The sequence below is a fragment of the Paenibacillus sp. FSL K6-1217 genome, from assembly GCF_045040735.1.
GTDB lineage: Bacteria > Bacillota > Bacilli > Paenibacillales > Paenibacillaceae > Paenibacillus_AQ.
This window is the reverse complement of sequence record NZ_CP150271.1, coordinates 3,308,733-3,325,847: the sequence shown is the minus strand read 5'-3', so window position 1 is coordinate 3,325,847 and position 17,115 is coordinate 3,308,733. Positions and strand designations below refer to the sequence as shown.

Genomic DNA, 17,115 nt, shown 5'->3' with positions numbered 1-17,115 from the left:
GTGGAGTAATCTTCACGTCGGCGGCACCCGGATCAGATTCTTCTGCATTCCCCCGGCAGATCACCGCCCTGTATCCAGGCCTTGAGCAGCTCATTGAACAGCTCCGGCTTCGCCAGCGGGACTCCATGTCCAATCCGGGGAAGCACTACGCCCATGGAGCGGGGATTCGCAGCCACAAGATCCCGGGCGGATTGCTTCATGACAGATTTCTCACGTTCACCTACAGTAACCAGTATCTTGCCTGCGGCTTCACTGAACCCGGCTGGAATGCGGAACGACATATTCTCTTCCAGCACCCGGATCAGCGTCTTCAGCTCCATCTGCCGGCTCTCTTCAACATAACGCTCCAGGTACTCCTCGCCCAGATAGAGCGTCTTGGCCTGTAGCTTGGCGAACCATCTGTACCTGATCAGCGGAAAAGAGAGTCTGACGGCCGGTCCGATCAGCCTGCGGGCGGAGGGGATCGGGCGCACCAACGCACTGTTGATGATGGCATAGTCGATCAGCTCCGGCCTCATGCCCAGCATTTGAGTTAGCACCTGTGCACCCAGCGAGAAGCCGGTAACGATGATCTTTCGCCCCTTCGCCTGATCTTCCATAATGGATAAGAGTTCCTCCGCGCTGCTGCGGATTGTGAACTCCATATCGTCCCGGCTGAACCCGTGCCCGGGCAGGTCCGGGACCAGACAATGATAGCGGGCGAATGCAGCCGCCTGCTTATCCCACATCCACCCGCTCACGCCGCCGCCATGCAGGAAGACCATCAGACAACCCCCATCCGGGTCTCCATACTCCTGAATATGTATAGCCACTCCGCACACCTCATTCCTCTAAAATGAATGAACCTTCCCTACTCCTACGTCCCAACACCCATATGGTCTCACAAGTAGTGTCGGCTTTGCCTTTCTTTTGGGGACGGTACCGTTTCAGCGAAAAGTGGAGCTCTAGTACCGCATCAGCCTTTAAATTGTGGATATAACCTTTTGAGTTTGGCTCGTGCATCTTCCGTAGTGAATTGCCAATCCACTCCTTTTTGAACAGCGTTTCGAGTCGATTCCCATTCGGTTAGTTCGCTGGCTAGCTCTTCCATAGAGGGAATCCGTCTGTCTAAACATTGGCTTGTCATGACGCTCAGCTCAATTTCAGCAATGTTTAGCCAGCTGCCATGTTTAGGTGTGTAGTGGATCTCGAGTCGTTTGGCTAGACGTAACGCCGTCTCGGGTTCAAAAGCTTCATATAACGAGGCAATGGAATGTGTGTTTAAATTGTCCATCACCAAACGAAGGGTCGGTGCGCTCGGGTAATGAACGTCCAAAAGTTCCCGAACTTGCTCCGCCCATTCGATTTTGGTACGTCGTGGACGAACGCTGACATGCCGCCAGCCTGCAAGCGGTTCTGTGAAAATAAAGATACTACAGGTTCCATGGCGTACGTATTCTGAATCTTCTCTCAGTGGCTTGGCTGGTTTCATCGGAATGGGGTTTCGCACGTCATCCAGCAGTTGGAAGGGTTTTTCATCCATGCAAATGACAGGACATTCTCTATCGTAGGGCAAATGGTAGACCTCTAGCACATCTTCCATGGCTGCTACAAACGCCGCATTCTGCTTAGGCGGAATACACCAACATTTACGAAGATGGGGTTTGAGTTCGTTTTTTTAAAATCCGATCCACCGTGTCGTACGAAATGCTGTCAATATACCCCAGTTCTACGGTCTTATCTGCCAACAGTCGAAGGGTCCACCGACTTCTTCCGGCTGGGGGTGTACTGCAACTGAGTGCGATGATTTTCGCCTCCAATTCGCCAGTAACCTTTGGAGGATTCGGCGGGGTCAGTCTCTTTTTTCGTTCAAGTGCCGCCTGCATTCCGTTCACTGCAAAGGACTTGCGCACCAGATATACGGTGTTCGTATGGATGTGTAGCTGCTTGGCAATTTCTACATCTGTAAGTTTTCCGTCCAGTCGATTCTCATCTGCCCACAACAGAATTTGGGCTCGCCGAAGAGATCGTGCGGCCACCTTACCTTTCGAGCAAATCTCCAGTAATTCATTCTGCTGATTTGCGGTTAAGCAAACGGTATATTCACGGTTTCTCATAGTCGACACCTCTTTTTATCTCGACTATATCACATTCACCATATTTTAACTATTTTAAATCTGATACTCTACTAGTAGACCATCAGAATGAAATAAGTGATTTCATTCCATAAATGCGGTAAGGTATGAAGCTGCGTTCGTAGTGAAAAAACAGGGATAAGTGTATTCTGTGCAACTAAAAACAGCGAAACGGATGGACTTCCTCTTCTAATTGTATTCTGTGCAACTACATTTGCCCGCATGGGCGAAAATCCAGGTATAGAGGCATTTTAATTGCACGAAATACAGCTAAACAGAGATTCGGCGGCACATATGGCGATTTAGTTGTACAAATTGCAATTAAGCCTACCCCTTGCACCCTAATCGGGGCGCGGTAAACCCTCAGCAAGCAATTAGTTAAAGTAATTCTCACTCGTTTAAACCTGATACTCTACTAGCTTGGATGCATCTTACAAAAAAAGCCCGGCAGCTTATGCAAGCTGCCGGGGGCTTATTCTACATACCATCAAATAGATTGAACTTGGTAAGCAAATTTTTGGGAGGAGTGGTGGAAGGGAATTTTGGAACTGTAGGAGCGTAGCGTCCGCCTGAAAGCTTTCCGAAGGAAAGCTCGTATCGGAAGCATATGCTTGGTTTGGATTTCTACCGCGAATAGCGGTTTAAAATCAGGAAATCCAAACCTAACAGCGGCCGGAAGTCCAAAACTTCTCTGGAGCCACGACTATCCCGAAATCGGAATGTACAAGTTCAATCTACCCACTTAAAACTGAAAATCCTCATCCCGCAAAGGCTCAACATTCATCGCCCGCACATAACCATTACCCTTCTTCGAGAAGAAGTCATGCTGCTTCGTGTGCGTGCTGATCCCGTTCTGCACGATCGGGTTAATCTCTTCTTCGTCGAACAGCGGGTCATGGCCGAGGTTCATCATTGCCTTGTTGGCATTGTAGCGGAGGAACGTCTTCACTTCCTCAACGAGACCAATCGGAGCGTAGATCTGCTCGGTGTATTGCTCCTCGTTCGCGTGGAGCAGACGCAGCAGGCCGACCAGGGTCTGGTAGACATCGCTCTGGTCTTCTTCAGAGAGCTCCTCGAAAATCTCCTGGGCCAGCACGCCGACATAGACGCCGTGGATGCTCTCATCGCGCAGGATCAGGTCGATGATCTCTCCGCTGCAGGTCATTTTGCCTTGTCCGGCCAGATAGAGCGGGTAGAAGAAACCGCTATAGAACAGGTAGCTCTCGAGCAGAACCGATGCGGACATCGCCAGATAGAGGTCCTTCTTGGTTTCAATCTTTTGATAATATTCCGAGATCGTCTCCGCCTTGAACTGCAGGAACGTATTGTCCTCCACCCAGCGGAAAATCCCGTCAATCTCTTCCGTTGAAGCCAGTGTGGTAAAAATACTGCTGTAAGACTTCGCATGGATCTGCTCCATCATGCCCATGAAGCCGAGGACCGCCTTGCGCTGCAAACCGTCCACATGCTCCATAATCTGCGGCATGCCTACGCCGCCCTGGATCGTATCCAGCAGGGTCAATCCGCCCAGCACCTTCATATAGGAGTCCTTTTCAATCTCACTCAGCGTGAGCCAGGACATTTTGTCATCGGATAATGGAATTTCGTCGTCGGTCCAGAACTGCATAATATTCTGGTTCCAGAACATCAGCGAGAAATCGTCGTCGGGACGGTTCCAGTTCACGGCTTGGATTGCGCTCATAATTGTATATTCTCCCTTTCTGTACCCGTGCCCGCTCTTAGATGGAGCAGGACAGGCATTCCTCGACAGACAGTTTATTGGTCCGGGTGTAGTACAGGGATTTCAGCCCTTTATGCGCCGCATACAGGTAAGAGCGGGCCAGCTCACGGGTTGTGACATCACTGTTCACATGCAGGACCGTCGAGATGCCCTGGTCGATATGGGGCTGAATCTCCGCAATCAGATCAATCACCTTGAACTGGTCCATCTGGTAGGCGGATTTATAATAGAACACATTGTCCGGACGCAGGTAAGGCATCGGATAGTAGGTGGTCGAGTTGGCATACGTGCGGGTCTCGATCTGCTCTACAATCGGCATAACGCTCGAAGTGGCATTCTGGATGTACGAGATGCTCGCGGTCGGCGCAATCGCCAGACGGTAGGCATGGTACAGGCCGTGCTTCATAACCTTCTCACGCAGCTGCTTCCAGTCTTCTGTAGTAGGAATGTAGATCCCTTCGAACAGTTCCTGCGCTTTTGCCGTAACCGGACGGTAGTCCGTAGTCAGATAACGCTCGAAATAGACGCCGCTGGCGTAGTCGGACTGCTCGAATCCATAGAAGGTCTCGCCTGTCTCAGCGGCAATCTCCATACTTTTCTCAATCGAGTGGTAGTTCATCGTCATGAAGAAGGTACGCGCGAAATCACGGGCCTGCTCACTCTCATACGCCACCTTATTCTTGGCAAAATATCCGTGCAGGTTCATCACGCCCAGGCCCACGGAATGCATTTCCTTGTTCGCCTTAGCCACGCCCGGAGCGTTGGAGACGGTAGTCATATCGCTGACAGCCGTCAGTGCCAGCATGCCCTCATGTACCGATTCACGGATCTTGCCGTGCTCCATCACATTCACGATGTTCAGGGAAGCCAGGTTGCAGCTGATATCGCGGCGGATCTCGTCCTGCTGTCCGTAGTCGTTAATCTCCGAAGTCTCCTGCAGCTGGAAAATCTCGGTGCACAGGTTGGACATCTTGATCTGGCCCACACCCCGCAGGGCATGAGCAGCGTTGGCGTTGCTCTTGTTCATAATATACGGATATCCCGATTCAAGCTGGATCATGGCAATCTTGGTCAGCATGTCGCGTGCGCTCATGGCGATCTTTTTCTTCACGCGCGGATCGGCAAGCAGGGTATCATACATGACGTCCAGATCCATGTCATCCAGGTGCGTACCATATGCCTGATAGACCGTATAAGGAGCGAACACATGCAGCGGCTGATTATCCTGTGCGAGCTTGTAGAAGCGGTTAGGCACGATCAGACCGATAGACAACGTCTTCAGGCGTGTCCGTTCATCGGCGTTAATCTTCTTGCTGTCCAGGAACTCCAGTACATCCCAGCCAAAAATATTATAATAAGCCGCACCCGATCCCTTACGCTGGCCCATCTGGTCCGCATAGGAGAAGCCGTCTTCCATGAGCTTCAGGACAGGCATGATGCCTTTGGCCGCATCCTCGACACCCTTAATCGTCTCGCCGCGCGAGCGCAGCTTGGACAGATTGACGGCGACCCCGCCCCCGATTTTCGACAGCTGCATGCAGGTGTTCAGCACATAGTTGATCGAATTCAGCGAATCGTCCATCTCCAGCAGGAAGCAGGAGACCATCTCGCCGCGGCGGCTTTTGCCGGCATTGAGGAAGGTTGGTGTCGCCGGCTGCAGGCGCTGTTCCATCATCGAGCGGGCCAGTGTACGGGCAGTCTCCACGTTGCCGCGTCCCAGATGCAGGGCCACTACCGCTACGCGGTCCGGGTAATGCTCCAGGTACTGCTTACGGTCATTGCTTTTGACGGCATAGTCGGTATAGAACTTGGAAGCCGCCATATAGGAAGGGAAGCGGAAATTATAGTCATGGGCGATCCGGTAGACATCCTCCATCTCAGCAGCGGAGTAACGGTCGTACAGGTCCTCGTAGTAATCATTGGCAATCATGTAATCAATCTTGGCTTTGGTATCCGTGAAGGTCAGGCTGCGCCGCTCCACATCCCGCATGAACTCAGCTACCGCCTCCTGGTCCTTATCCAATTGGAAAAAGCCGCTTTCGTCTCTCTTCATCAACATGTTGTTCAGTTCAATATGCCGCAACCCGGTCCACCTCCTGTTTTATGCGCTGTACATCACCAAATGTTCCCGACAATTCAAACTTGCCGACCACCGGTACGTTGTAACGCTGTGCAATTAAGTCTGCGCTGTGCGCGTATAGCTCACCCCAGTTTTTGTTGCCGCTCGCGGCGATGCCCTTCAGCCTGGAGTGGTTCCGCTCAAGGAACGTTGCCACCTTCTCTGGAATCTGTCCAAATCCGGTGGTGTATGTAACAAGCACATAAGGCTCGTCGATCGTCATATGCTCTTCGATTTGAACAGCCGGAAGCTTCAGCTTATTGATGAATCTTTTAACGTTGCCGGTCTTGGAATCGTAAGCAATCAGCATGGTCTCTAACCTCCTATAACGTTAGCCCTTTCTACTTGACAAATGAAGATGGGTGATTTCACTAGATTTATGGGCTTTGCTATTATATACACTATATTTAGTAATGCTTAATCATTTTATATACCATATATTGAAAAGTCAATAGACCCACAGGCTCTTGCAGCTGCCCAAAATGAAGGGTAAAACCTCCAATCCCACGCCCCGCCTGCATTCTATTCTCTTAGAATTTATTAGACTTTATTTTAAGTATTTTGCAGGGGGGAGGAATGGTACAGATGGGGGCTCGCGGGAAGGGGAAACGGCTATAAAATTTGAAAGCGCTCTGCCGTCGGCGGATGGAGTTTTGATTGCACTTCGTACATTAGATGCTGCTCCAATTTTGGGGGGAATCAGATCTGTTGTATTTTGTACACTTGATTTCAGCTAACAGGGGCTAATGGAGCAGATTCTTCAAATTCTAATGCAGGAAATACAATAGAATGGAGATTAACGGCAAATATCGGCAATTCTATTGCAGAAAGTGCAATCCGCATATTCAATTTTACAATAACAGGGAACCATATCCGCCGGCAGGAGTCTTATTAGGTGAGAGGGGAGAGAACATGCAGAGTAAAGAACTAACGTATAGCATGACCTGTGCCGCCTCGGTATCACTTCGTGAGATGATGGAGACCTACGGCCAGGACGTGTGGAATTATGCTTTTTTCTTAACCCGCAGCCGGGAGCAGGCCAGTGATATCAGCCAGGAGGTATTCCTTAAGGCATACAAGAGTATAGGCAAGTACCGGGGGGAGTCCACCCTGAAAACCTGGCTGCTGACCATCACCCGCAACACCGCGTTCAGCCTAAGGCAGCGCAGCTTCTGGCGGAGATTCGTTCCGCTCGGCAAACACGAGGATACCCGGGCAGCCCTGTCTGCGGAGAAAGAGGCGATCGGCAATCAATATGCGAACCGCATCTGGGAGATCATTATGGAGCTGCCGGACAAGTACAGAGAGGTGCTCGTGCTGGATATTCAGCAGGATCTGCCGGTTGCTGAGATGTCCGTACTGCTTGGAATCGCCCAGGGGACAGTCAAATCCCGGCTCGGCCGGGCCAGACTGAAAGTGAGAGCAGCGATGAAGGAGGGAGACCTGTGAGAACAAGACATGAGCATGAGCATGAGCATGTGAAGGTGATGAGCGGGGAGAAGGACTGGTACAGGCAAGCCGGGCGGAACCCGCTTGCAGAGCCAGGCTTCACGCCGCAGCTTATGGAGCGGATTGAACGGGCCGCCCATGAATCCTCTGCGGATAAAAGCGGACGCCGCCGCTTCAGCCGCATAGCCGTCCTTGGCGGCCTGGCAGCAGTGCTGCTGTTCGGCGCGCTGATCTGGCCGTATGGTCCGGGGGCGGGGCTTGATCCGGCGGGGAGGCTGGCAGCGGTCTTTAAGCCTAGCTCGGGAGCGGCTGTGGTTCAGCCTTCGGCGTCTCCGCAAGGCCTGGGTCTGTACATGATCTCGGCAGAGTTTGAACTAGGCGGGCTTAAGTATTATATGCCCCTACCGCTAGACCGTAATAAGAGTGCTGCAATGGCTGTTGAGACTTCCGCCGGAATCGTCTGGTCGCCTCCGCCGCCAATGGTTGACTACCTAAAGCCTAAATACACACACAATACAGAGCCATATACTCTTTATTTGACTCCAAAAGGGCATGCAGAGCTATCTGCGGATTCAGCACAGCGGTTGTATGTCTTTCCTTTGTATGCAGGAGGTGCGCAGTCATATTTGGCGCTGGGTGGTTTATTTGGAGTTGGAGATTATCTTTTGTATTCCAGCGGCAGCTATAAAATTGGAGAGAATCAGAAAAGGTCAGGAGCTAAGCTGTTTGTGATGGATGTCAGACAGGCTGGCGAGGGGAAGATTCCTGTTCCCCGAGAATTACTAATCATAGATGAAGCGTATCAAGTCTATAAGTCCTTCATGGCTTTTAATTCCGAAAAAGCAGAGCTTCTGGTTGTTTACTATACCAATGATGGAAAGGACGGTTACATCCAGCATAATAAGCTGTATGATATTGCAACTGGCAGTGCCCAGGTACTTTCGGGTGAGATCACCACAGAAAATGTAGAAGTACCTTCCAAACTCCATTATGGAGAGCTTACTGTAGATTCTAAAGATCCTGCGACCATAGTCCACTACGAAGTTAATGGAGAGCAGCGGAGTACAGAGGTTGATATGAAGTCGGGCGAGCAATGGTTCTATGACTGGTGGTATGAGGAATACGGTGAAAAGATTGATGCAACTACAATAAAAAACTGAGCAGTGGGGTACAGTACAGGACCATTGGTGAAATGGTGTTGGCCAGGGAATGCGGAAGTATAAAAGCAACTTTGTTAATGTTGATAAGTTAAATCGGTTAAGAGGAACTCCTTGGAATGCAGGGGGTTCTCCGATTTATGTGCTCCCTCTGGCTCTTGCGGACTGTAAATCTCTTATTTTCTTGATTTGACACAATTGCCCGCTTTTGCGGACTGTGGGGACCTTATTGTCTTCCTAACGGGTCTGTTTCGGGCGAGTTACAGTGAATAAGAGCACTGGAGTCCGCAAAATGGGTGAAATGCTGCTTTTTGGGAAAACAAGCGCATCTCAGTCCGTTACCTTTGTGCTGGCCAAGTCATTTAGTGTATCGGCAATATTCACTCCTATAAACCGGCTATAACCCGATGTGCATCAACGCCTGTCTTCCAATGCCATACTTTGTCTCACCTCCGACACCCTATATTTTCTTTTTCTGTACCACCAGTTCAGTTCATGTAGATAATTTACTAAAAAAAAGCTATACTTTTTGATAATATCTCTAAGTAAACCTGGTTTGTGTTTACTGCTGGAGTTCGATATCGAAGAGTGGAGCGGGATCAATGAAGAAGCTGACTATTGAGGATGTGGCCCAGAAAGCGGGCGTATCAAAAAGCACAGTCTCGCAATTTTTGAATAAACGGTACAAATATATGAGTGAGGCGACCAGAAACCGCATTGCCGAGGTTATTGACGAGCTGAACTACCAGCCCAACGGACTTGCCCGCAGTCTCAAGCAGAACCGCACGCACATGGTTGGCATTATTGTGGCCAATATCGATTATTCACTGTCCATTCAGTGTATCCGGGCCATTGAGAATGAGCTGCAGCGCCACGGAATCCAGGTAATTATCTGCAACTCTGATGAGAATGCGGACAAGGAGAATACCTATGTGGAGACGCTGGTTGCCCGTCAGGTGGATGGCCTGATTATTTTCCCGGCCGGGGATCAGCCCGCGCCTTACACCAAATTAATTGAAGCGGAATATCCGCTGGTCTTCATGGATCGGCTGGTGGACGGGATTACCACCCAGAGTCTGCTGCTGGATAATGAAATGGCGGTGAAGACCGCCATCCGGGAGCTGACCGGCCACGGCCATGAAGCGATTGCTATTCTGTCCCTCCCGCTTGGCGTACATGCGATCACCCCGCGCAAAGAGAGAATGAGCGGTTACAAAAAAGCGATGGAGGAAGCCGGTCTGCCGCTGCTTGATTCGTATATGCGCAGTGTGTCACGCGAAGATATCGCTTCCGCACTGGACGAGTTGTTACAGCTGCCCGAGCCGCCGACAGCGCTGCTTGCCGCCAATGATCTGGTGCTGGGCGAGATTCTTAAATATGCGAACCGCAATGCCATCTCCATCCCCGGCCAACTGTCGGTGATCGGCATTGATGATGCGGAATTCGCGCGTATCTATAACCCGGATATTACAACGATCCGCCAGCCCGCCTATGAGATGGGAATGCAGGCAGCGAAGATTATGCTCTCATTAATCAACGAGGCAGACAGCGCGATGCCCATCACCTATAGATTCCCGCCTTCCTTGCAGCAGGGCGATTCGGTGCAGCCGCCGGCTAAGCGGGAATAAGGCAGGGCGGGGCGGCGAAAGGTCCATCGTGGTGACAGCAGATAGGAAATCTGCTAAGGTATCCACGGCTTTACGGAACCAGGGGCTGTTATTGTGCGGAAAAGAAGGGTTTTGTAAGTTTTACGGACTCAGGAGCCGTTAAATTGCTATTTAGGGCGCTGGATGGCGCGAAAAGTGCGGCTTAACGTCATCTGAGTCCGTTAGGCTTGCTATAGTGCAGCAATTGCCCAAATAACGGCTCTCCGGTCCGTAATTCTATAGTCTGAGAGCAGGATTATGTACATTCAGCAAGACTATGTACTTTGCCGCGCGAACTGCTGGAATGACGACTTGCCGGTCCGCAGGAACAATGCTCGGATGAAACTGACTTATCGTAACTGAGCTGTAACTGAGCCATAACCATGCCGTATCACACTGTAATCCAGCCACACCTCTCTCTCGCTACATATGCAAAAGGGTGTCCCAGCCGTCTGCCGGCTCGGGGACACCCTTTTTGCTGTCTAATGTGTGTTCATGCTGAAGCCTGGCGCTGCCGCCAGCAGAGCACCGGCTCATTGGCTATAAGCCTGCGCTCATGAACTCCTCCAGCCGGGCACGGGTGGGCAGTCCGTCCATATCGCCAGGCGACATTACGGCGAGTGCGCCGATCGCATTGCCGCGCTTCACGGCTTCCGCTACGCTGAGCTTCTCCAGCATGGCGCTGATCACCCCAACCGCGAAGCCGTCTCCGGCGCCGACTGTATCCACCACCTGCTCGACCTTGAAGCCGTCCACATACCCCTCTTCGCCAGCAGAGGTCTTATAGTAAGCACCCTCAGGACCGAGCTTGATTACTACAAGGGATACGCCGAGCTCCAGATAGTACCCGGCAATCTCTTCCGGGGTCTCAAGGCCGGTGAGGATTTTGCCTTCTCCGTGTCCAGGCAGGAACCAGTCGCAGCGGGTCGCCAGATCGTTAATTGTACTAACCATAGTTTCGGTGTCCGGCCACAGGGTTGGGCGCAGATTCGGGTCAAGCGAGACGGTAGCGCCGCGCTGCTTCATGAATTCCATGGCATGCAGCGAGAACTCGTGACAGGAAGCAGAGAGTGCAGAAGAGATGCTGGTCACATGCAGGTGGCCTGCGGAAGCGAAGTAGTCCTCATTGAAGTCGGCCAGGCTCAGCTTGGAGGCGGCGGAATTTTTACGGAAATATTCTACCTTGGGATCTCCGGTCAGTACCTTAGATTTGATCAGCATGCCGGTGGAGAATTCCTTGGTCGTTGTAATGCTCGCGGTATCGATCTTCTCCTTGTTCAGTGCCGAGGTGATGAATTGGCCGAAGTTGTCTTCGCCAAGCTTGGTCACATAACCGGTCAGATGCTCCAGGCGGGATAATCCGGTGGCGACATTGCTCTCCGCACCTGCCAGCGCCTTGGAGAAGGAAGTGGCCTCATGCAAAGGGCCCGCTTCATTGGCGTAGAACATGGCCATCGGCTCCCCGAATGTGACTGCATCCAGCTGTTTGTTCATGAATAGTTCCTCCTAAAAGTTTTGATAGCATAGGCCAAGCGTATAATTGAGTCCTTGATTAAGGTGTGGGATAGAATATAAGTTGAAATTATCACATAAAACGGTTTTGTACAATATAGCAATGCTCATTCAGCAGGCTTATTTTGTTGCAGGGGCAGGTGAGAGGATTATTTGATCCTTGATACATAAGGCTTTGGTGCGAATAATATAAGATTGTTACCGCTGTCTGAATAAATATATATTGACTGTTGGCGGCAATGTTATTACTATTTTCTTAGATGGATAAAGCCTGTTGTTAGTAAATTAGATAAATTAATTTATCTAAATAAATATTCTTATCGAATATAACCAGAGAGGAAGTAACAACCATGAAGAAAATCAAAGTATTGCAGAATATCACCTCTGTTGGCGTAGTAGCTGTTATCCGTGCGGATAATGCCGATGATGCTTATGCCATGTCGGTAGCTTGTATCGAGGGCGGACTGAACAATATTGAAGTTACCTTCACGACTCCGGGAGCCGAAGTAGCGATTAAGCGCCTGGTTGCCGAATATGGGGGCCGCGCTGTGATTGGTGCCGGTACCGTGCTTGACCCGCTGACGGCAAGAATTGCTATTCTGGCAGGCTCGGAGTTTGTGGTCAGCCCGTCTTTTGAAGAGGATACCGCCAAGATGTGTAATCTGTATGGCATTCCTTACATGCCGGGCTGCATGACGCTGAATGAGATGAAGGAAGCCCTGAAGCTGGGCGTGGATGTGCTGAAGCTGTTCCCTGGCAGTGCGTTCGGGCCGGACTATGTTAAGGCGGTTAAGGGGCCTATGCCGCATGTGAACATTATGCCTACCGGCGGCGTGGATCTGAACAATATGGAGAAATGGATCAAGAACGGCTGCATCGCTGTCGGCATCGGCGGCAACCTGACCGCACCGGCCAAGGAAGGCCGTTATGACCAGATTACGGAGCTGGCTGCACAGTATGTAGCGAAGTTCAAAGAGATCCAAGGCCGGTAATAAGGAAGTCAGGCTGAGCCGTTCGCGGAACCGGAGACTTTTATAACCATTCATACAACCCGAAATGTCTTGCCTCTATGGGGCAGGGCATTTTTTGTTACAGTTAGATACGCCTAAAGAATGGAATTGCTGCGGTTCAGGGCAATACTTATAATAGAGGCAGAGTGCCCTAAGCGCCTGCGGACATTGAGAGGTATACCGGAAAGGTGATGCCATGACTGGCGACGATTTTCGCAGCAAGCTGTACCCGACACTGATAGTGGAAGAAGCCGATTATGCGGAGATCCGGACCGCAGTGCACGGCTGCAGGGTGACGGCGGGAGCCATGTATAGACTGTACCGTAACTATAATCATCCGCAACTTTTTGAACAGGGAGAAGTATATGTGCTTGATGATGATGGCAGGGAGAATTATGCTGTGCTCCTGGTGTGTGCAACTACATTATATATACTGGAGGAGCCGTCTCCGTCGTAGCGTAAGCCTTGTACGGGACGGTCTGCTTCTCATGTCATTTCTGTAACCTTCTTCAATAAAAGAGTATTTGAATGATTGCAGCATCCCTTGTATGCTTAGTAGGGATTGCGGACTACAAGTAGAAACGGCTTTGCCGTCCGTTTTTTAGGACGATACCGTTTCAGCGGGAAAGATAAGCAACATTTATGCGCGAAGCATACAGTTTTTATCTTTTAAAATAATCATTACAGGCTTGCAACAAATTCGCAGTCTTGCGCGTCAGTAAGATTGCATAGAGAGGGGGAACCTTCGTGGTGGAGCAGGGACTCATCAGAGCCGCTCAAGCGGGCGATCGCGACGCTCTAATCACCCTATTGCGCGAAATTGAAGGGCATGTATATAAGACGGCCTTCTACATTCTGCATAATGAACAGGATGCTCTGGATGCCTCCCAGGAAGCGTTGATCCGGGTGTATACCAAGATCGGCTCCTATGAGGAGAAGGCGCAGTTCAAAACATGGGTTCAGCGGATAGTTACCAACATATGTATTGACAAATTCCGGAGAACGAAGCCTACCGTTTCTATCGATGAACACGAAATGGTGTTCCAGGATAAAAAACATAACGTAGAGCGCGAAGTGATGTCGGGTTATCTGGCGGAGGATATCCGTGAGGCCATCGACCAGCTTCCGGAGCATCACCGGACGGTAATCGTGCTTCGTTATTTACAGGATTTTTCTTACAACGAGATTGCAGACTGTCTGGATCTGCCTCTGAACACGGTGAAATCGTACCTGTTCCGGGCACGGCAGCAGCTGCAGAATAGACTTCAGGAGTATCAGAAAGGTGGTGTGTCAGGATGAAATGCGCGGAGGTGATGGAATGGATGCACCGCTATTTGGATCATGATCTCAGTCAGGAAGAAATGCTTGAAATGTTCCGTCATATCGACGATTGCCCTTCCTGCGCGGAAGTCTTGGACCGGCTGACACTGCTCTCCGAGCAGCTGGAGCAGCTTCCGGATGTGAAGCCCCCCTTCAGTCTGGTTGACTCTATCCTGCCTCAGCTTGAACAACTGGACCGAGGTGTCCCGGAAGAGCCTGCGGTTATGGAGCCGGAAGATCCGAAGGTTATTCCCTTCTCCCGTTCTAATACCCGGGGCAAGAAGTCCAAGGGCGCTTCACTGGCTGCGCGGACAGGCATTGGTGCTGCGGCGGCAGCTGTAATTCTGCTCATCGCCGTATTCAATATGCCGAAGAGCCTGCCAGGTGCAGATATGGATATGTCATCCAATTTAATGAGCAGTGGAGCGGCGAATTCCAGCGTGAGTACGGAGAATAGTGCGGACGCCCCGCAGGCAGACGGACAGAGTAACAGCGGCGATAACAGCAGCGGCAGTGAACTCCAATTAATGGAACAGGCTACCCCTAGTGAAACGGCAGACAATAATTTGAAATCTGCACCGCCTGCTCCCACTGAGCGTGCGGATCAACCGGCCGCAGCTGGCGGCGGTTCGGATACAGGCACGGAGCCTGCGGTAAGCGAAGCTCCGCCCAGCAAGCGCACCGCTACTGCGCCTCCGGCGGACCGCCCCAAGAGCACCAAGAAAGCGGATGGCCGGTCAGCAGATACCCAGAGCATGAAATCGAGTACACCGACACAACAGAGTGCGGTGGACGATAATCCGGCTGCGGCGGATGTACGGACGGCACCGACTCCAGCCCCTAACGAGGCAGGGGCCATGCTGATGGCTGCGGAGTCCTCGTGGACTTCACCGGACGGGCAGCATATGGCTGAGCTGACCGGCCAGCAGGTTGTAATTTACAGTCTAGCCGCAGAGGGAGAAGAACAACAACGGACAGCATTGGCTTCGCTTCCTTTGGAGGGGAACTGGGTCTCCGGGGTGTGGTCGGAAGACGGCACCCAGTTCACTTATGTGCTACAGCTTGAGGACGGTACGCAGACAACGGAGGTATACACGGTTCCGGCCGAGAGCGCAACACCTGCTCCATCTGCCTCTCAGGCACCTGCCGCCTCACCAGCGTCCAGCGCCTCACCGGCAGCTAGTGTCTCTCCTTCAGCTTCTGCTTCATCCGTCCCCACCCCGGCTATAAGCCCGGACGCGGCAACGTCCGATAAATAACCGGAACGTTCCTCAGGCCTGCGGAATATGCTAAGGCAAGAGGACAGGAATTACAGGCTTTGCAAGTATCATCGGTATGACCGGCGGCCGGGAGAGTTTCTAGAGCTGCTCCCTCCGTCGTTTATATAGATGCGCCGCTGAAACGGAGCGACTTTGGCCTTGGTGCCGGGGCTGCTCCGTTTTTGCTGTGCTCTGGAGCAGGACAAGGTGAGAAAGATGCCTATGTTTTCAGCCGTTTTTTTGTTAAAATGTACGAATGTATTGGGTTGGATACCGACCGGCAAGAAAATGGAAAAGGAAGTGGCGGGATGGATGCCAAAACGGCTGCCAAAGACATCAAGCAAGGAAAGGTCTCTCCGCTGTACCTGCTGTATGGCAGTGAGAAGTTCCGGATGAATGAATTCGCGGCCATGCTGGAGGAACACCTGATTCCCAAGGAAGACCGTGATTTCGCGGTGATCCCGTTCGATCTCTCCGAAACTCCGGTTCAGGCAGTCATTGAAGAGGCGGAGACGGTTCCGTTCATGGTCGAACGCAAGCTCCTGCTGGTGCGGGATGCTGCCCTGTTCACGGCAGGCAAGGAGAAGGCCAAGCTGGAGCATAATGTGGAGATGCTGAGTGAATATATGCAGCACCCTGCCGAATTCAGTGTGATTGTATTTATGGTGAACGGCGACAAGCTGGATGAACGTAAAAAAATCGTCAAAAGCATCAAGGCCTCCGGCACTGTGCTGGCCTTCAACCCTTTGGGAGCGGAGGAACTGCTGCGCTGGGTCGAGAAGGGCTTCCGTGAGCGCGGCTGTACGCTTGCACCGGGTACGGCGGAGGTGCTGATCGCAAGCAGCGGAACCGGGCTCCAGGGCCTGTCTGCGGAGATGGACAAGCTGTGTCTGTTCGCTGGTACCGGCGGGCGGGTGGATGCGGCAGCGGTAGAGAGTCTGGTCCACCGGGGGACTGAGCAGAACATCTTCACATTAGTGGAGGATATTGCGAATCTGCGCCTGGACAAGGCGCTGAATACGCTCTATGAGCTGCTCAAGCAGCGGGAGGAGCCGATTAAGATCGCCTCGCTGATTGCCCGGCAGTTCAGAATCATCCTGCAGGTCAAGGATCTGTCAGCCCACAGCTATTCGCAGGGACAGATTGCCTCCCAGCTCGGACTGCATCCGTATGCAGTGAAGCTGGCCGGAGAGCAGGCCCATAAGTTCGGGAGCCAGCGGCTGCGGCAGATCCTGAGTATTCTGGCCGATCTGGATTATCAGATGAAGACGGGGGCTGTCGATAAGGTGCTGGGCCTGGAGATGTTCATGCTGCGTCTTGGAGCCTGAACCAGGCGGCAGCTCATGTAATTAATCAAAGAGCCTGTCCATCCCGTGATATACGGGCGGGCAGGCTCTTTGATTGTCCGGCAGAATTCAATGAATGAACATAACAAGCATAAAAAAACCTAACCGTATGCAGCATAGCGGTCAGGTTCTTCATGTGCTCGTTATGATTGTCGCCCTTGGCTTAGGCTTGAGCCTTGAGAGCGTTCAATTTCTTAGCCAAGCGGGATTTTTTGCGGGCAGCCGCATTTTTATGAACCAGACCTTTAGTTACAGCCTTGTCCAGCTTTTTGGAAGCCGCTTGGAAAGCTGCCTGAGCAACTTCTACTTCCGTACCTGTCACTGCTACATCAGCAGTTTTCACAGCTGTACGAAGCGCGGACTTCTGGGAAGCGTTCAGTGCACGACGTTTCTCGATCGTCTTGACGCGTTTTACCGCGGATTTGATATTTGGCATTGCATT

Annotated in this window: 16 protein-coding genes; 9 read left to right on the top strand and 7 right to left on the bottom strand. The window is 51.6% G+C overall.

The window, feature by feature from the left end:
* Positions 1-32 precede the first annotated feature (32 nt).
* The 5 genes from MHH28_RS14685 to nrdI form a co-directional block, all read right to left on the bottom strand.
* On the bottom strand, positions 33-812 hold the full coding sequence (locus MHH28_RS14685; RefSeq protein WP_405116089.1) for an alpha/beta fold hydrolase: 780 nt from the start codon (positions 810-812) through the stop codon (positions 33-35).
* Between the two features lie 143 nt (positions 813-955).
* A protein-coding gene (locus MHH28_RS14680; protein WP_405116087.1) for an IS630 family transposase occupies positions 956-2,096 on the bottom strand; the annotation gives its coding sequence in 2 pieces (ribosomal slippage) (positions 956-1,658 and positions 1,657-2,096; 1,143 coding nt in all).
* A 760-nt stretch (positions 2,097-2,856) separates the two neighbouring features.
* The gene (gene nrdF / locus MHH28_RS14675) at positions 2,857-3,816 is read right to left on the bottom strand and encodes a class 1b ribonucleoside-diphosphate reductase subunit beta (protein WP_405116085.1); all 960 of its coding nucleotides are present in this window, start codon (positions 3,814-3,816) and stop codon (positions 2,857-2,859) included.
* Positions 3,817-3,853: 37 nt separating this feature from the next.
* Positions 3,854-5,938, bottom strand: a complete 2,085-nt coding sequence (nrdE, locus tag MHH28_RS14670) for a class 1b ribonucleoside-diphosphate reductase subunit alpha (protein ID WP_405116083.1) — start codon at positions 5,936-5,938, stop codon at positions 3,854-3,856.
* Positions 5,925-6,284: a class Ib ribonucleoside-diphosphate reductase assembly flavoprotein NrdI gene (nrdI, locus tag MHH28_RS14665; RefSeq protein ID WP_405116081.1), complete on the bottom strand. Its 360-nt coding sequence runs from the start codon at positions 6,282-6,284 to the stop codon at positions 5,925-5,927. Before nrdI ends, nrdE begins: the two co-directional genes overlap by 14 nt.
* A gap of 172 nt (positions 6,285-6,456) precedes the next feature.
* On the opposite strand from nrdI, the gene MHH28_RS14660 reads away from it, so the two are divergent.
* The 4 genes from MHH28_RS14660 (at position 6,457) to MHH28_RS14645 (ending at position 10,208) form a co-directional block, all read left to right on the top strand.
* Positions 6,457-6,711, top strand: a complete 255-nt coding sequence (locus MHH28_RS14660) for a hypothetical protein (RefSeq protein WP_405116080.1) — start codon at positions 6,457-6,459, stop codon at positions 6,709-6,711.
* 175 nt (positions 6,712-6,886) lie between these two features.
* Positions 6,887-7,423: an RNA polymerase sigma factor gene (locus MHH28_RS14655; RefSeq protein ID WP_405116078.1), complete on the top strand. Its 537-nt coding sequence runs from the start codon at positions 6,887-6,889 to the stop codon at positions 7,421-7,423.
* Complete coding sequence (locus MHH28_RS14650) at positions 7,420-8,583, top strand: hypothetical protein (protein WP_405116076.1); 1,164 nt, start codon at positions 7,420-7,422, stop codon at positions 8,581-8,583. Before MHH28_RS14655 ends, MHH28_RS14650 begins: the two co-directional genes overlap by 4 nt.
* A gap of 599 nt (positions 8,584-9,182) precedes the next feature.
* On the top strand, positions 9,183-10,208 hold the full coding sequence (locus MHH28_RS14645) for a LacI family DNA-binding transcriptional regulator (protein ID WP_405116074.1): 1,026 nt from the start codon (positions 9,183-9,185) through the stop codon (positions 10,206-10,208).
* Positions 10,209-10,766: 558 nt separating this feature from the next.
* On the opposite strand, the gene MHH28_RS14640 is transcribed toward MHH28_RS14645, so the two are convergent.
* On the bottom strand, positions 10,767-11,720 hold the full coding sequence (locus MHH28_RS14640; protein WP_405116072.1) for a sugar kinase: 954 nt from the start codon (positions 11,718-11,720) through the stop codon (positions 10,767-10,769).
* A 368-nt stretch (positions 11,721-12,088) separates the two neighbouring features.
* Here MHH28_RS14640 and MHH28_RS14635 point away from each other — a divergent pair, with 368 nt between their 5' ends.
* The 5 genes from MHH28_RS14635 (at position 12,089) to holA (ending at position 16,655) form a co-directional block, all read left to right on the top strand.
* Positions 12,089-12,730: a bifunctional 2-keto-4-hydroxyglutarate aldolase/2-keto-3-deoxy-6-phosphogluconate aldolase gene (locus tag MHH28_RS14635; protein ID WP_405116070.1), complete on the top strand. Its 642-nt coding sequence runs from the start codon at positions 12,089-12,091 to the stop codon at positions 12,728-12,730.
* A 214-nt stretch (positions 12,731-12,944) separates the two neighbouring features.
* Entirely contained in the window at positions 12,945-13,205 is a 261-nt protein-coding gene (locus MHH28_RS14630; RefSeq protein ID WP_405116068.1) for a hypothetical protein, read from the top strand.
* Positions 13,206-13,495: 290 nt separating this feature from the next.
* Positions 13,496-14,047, top strand: coding sequence for an RNA polymerase sigma factor (locus MHH28_RS14625; RefSeq protein ID WP_036690462.1), 552 nt, complete (start codon positions 13,496-13,498; stop codon positions 14,045-14,047).
* Entirely contained in the window at positions 14,044-15,327 is a 1,284-nt protein-coding gene (locus MHH28_RS14620) for a zf-HC2 domain-containing protein (protein ID WP_405116066.1), read from the top strand. Before MHH28_RS14625 ends, MHH28_RS14620 begins: the two co-directional genes overlap by 4 nt.
* Before the next feature lie 308 nt (positions 15,328-15,635).
* A complete protein-coding gene (gene holA, locus MHH28_RS14615) occupies positions 15,636-16,655 on the top strand; it encodes a DNA polymerase III subunit delta (protein WP_405116064.1) in 1,020 nt (339 codons plus the stop codon).
* Between the two features lie 181 nt (positions 16,656-16,836).
* Here the strand turns inward: holA and rpsT are convergent, their stop codons facing one another.
* Positions 16,837-17,109, bottom strand: coding sequence for a 30S ribosomal protein S20 (gene rpsT, locus MHH28_RS14610; protein ID WP_036690458.1), 273 nt, complete (start codon positions 17,107-17,109; stop codon positions 16,837-16,839).
* Between the last annotated feature and the right edge of the window lie 6 nt (positions 17,110-17,115).

Coding starts and splice junctions, on each gene's coding strand:
- nrdF (WP_405116085.1), bottom strand. CDS start 3,816: ATGAGCGCAATCCAAGCCGTGAACTGGAACCGTCCCGACGACGATTTC.
- nrdI (WP_405116081.1), bottom strand. CDS start 6,284: ATGCTGATTGCTTACGATTCCAAGACCGGCAACGTTAAAAGATTCATC.
- MHH28_RS14660 (WP_405116080.1), top strand. CDS start 6,457: ATGAAGGGTAAAACCTCCAATCCCACGCCCCGCCTGCATTCTATTCTC.
- MHH28_RS14655 (WP_405116078.1), top strand. CDS start 6,887: ATGCAGAGTAAAGAACTAACGTATAGCATGACCTGTGCCGCCTCGGTA.
- MHH28_RS14645 (WP_405116074.1), top strand. CDS start 9,183: ATGAAGAAGCTGACTATTGAGGATGTGGCCCAGAAAGCGGGCGTATCA.
- MHH28_RS14640 (WP_405116072.1), bottom strand. CDS start 11,720: ATGAACAAACAGCTGGATGCAGTCACATTCGGGGAGCCGATGGCCATG.
- MHH28_RS14635 (WP_405116070.1), top strand. CDS start 12,089: ATGAAGAAAATCAAAGTATTGCAGAATATCACCTCTGTTGGCGTAGTA.
- MHH28_RS14630 (WP_405116068.1), top strand. CDS start 12,945: ATGACTGGCGACGATTTTCGCAGCAAGCTGTACCCGACACTGATAGTG.
- MHH28_RS14620 (WP_405116066.1), top strand. CDS start 14,044: ATGAAATGCGCGGAGGTGATGGAATGGATGCACCGCTATTTGGATCAT.
- holA (WP_405116064.1), top strand. CDS start 15,636: ATGGATGCCAAAACGGCTGCCAAAGACATCAAGCAAGGAAAGGTCTCT.
- rpsT (WP_036690458.1), bottom strand. CDS start 17,109: ATGCCAAATATCAAATCCGCGGTAAAACGCGTCAAGACGATCGAGAAA.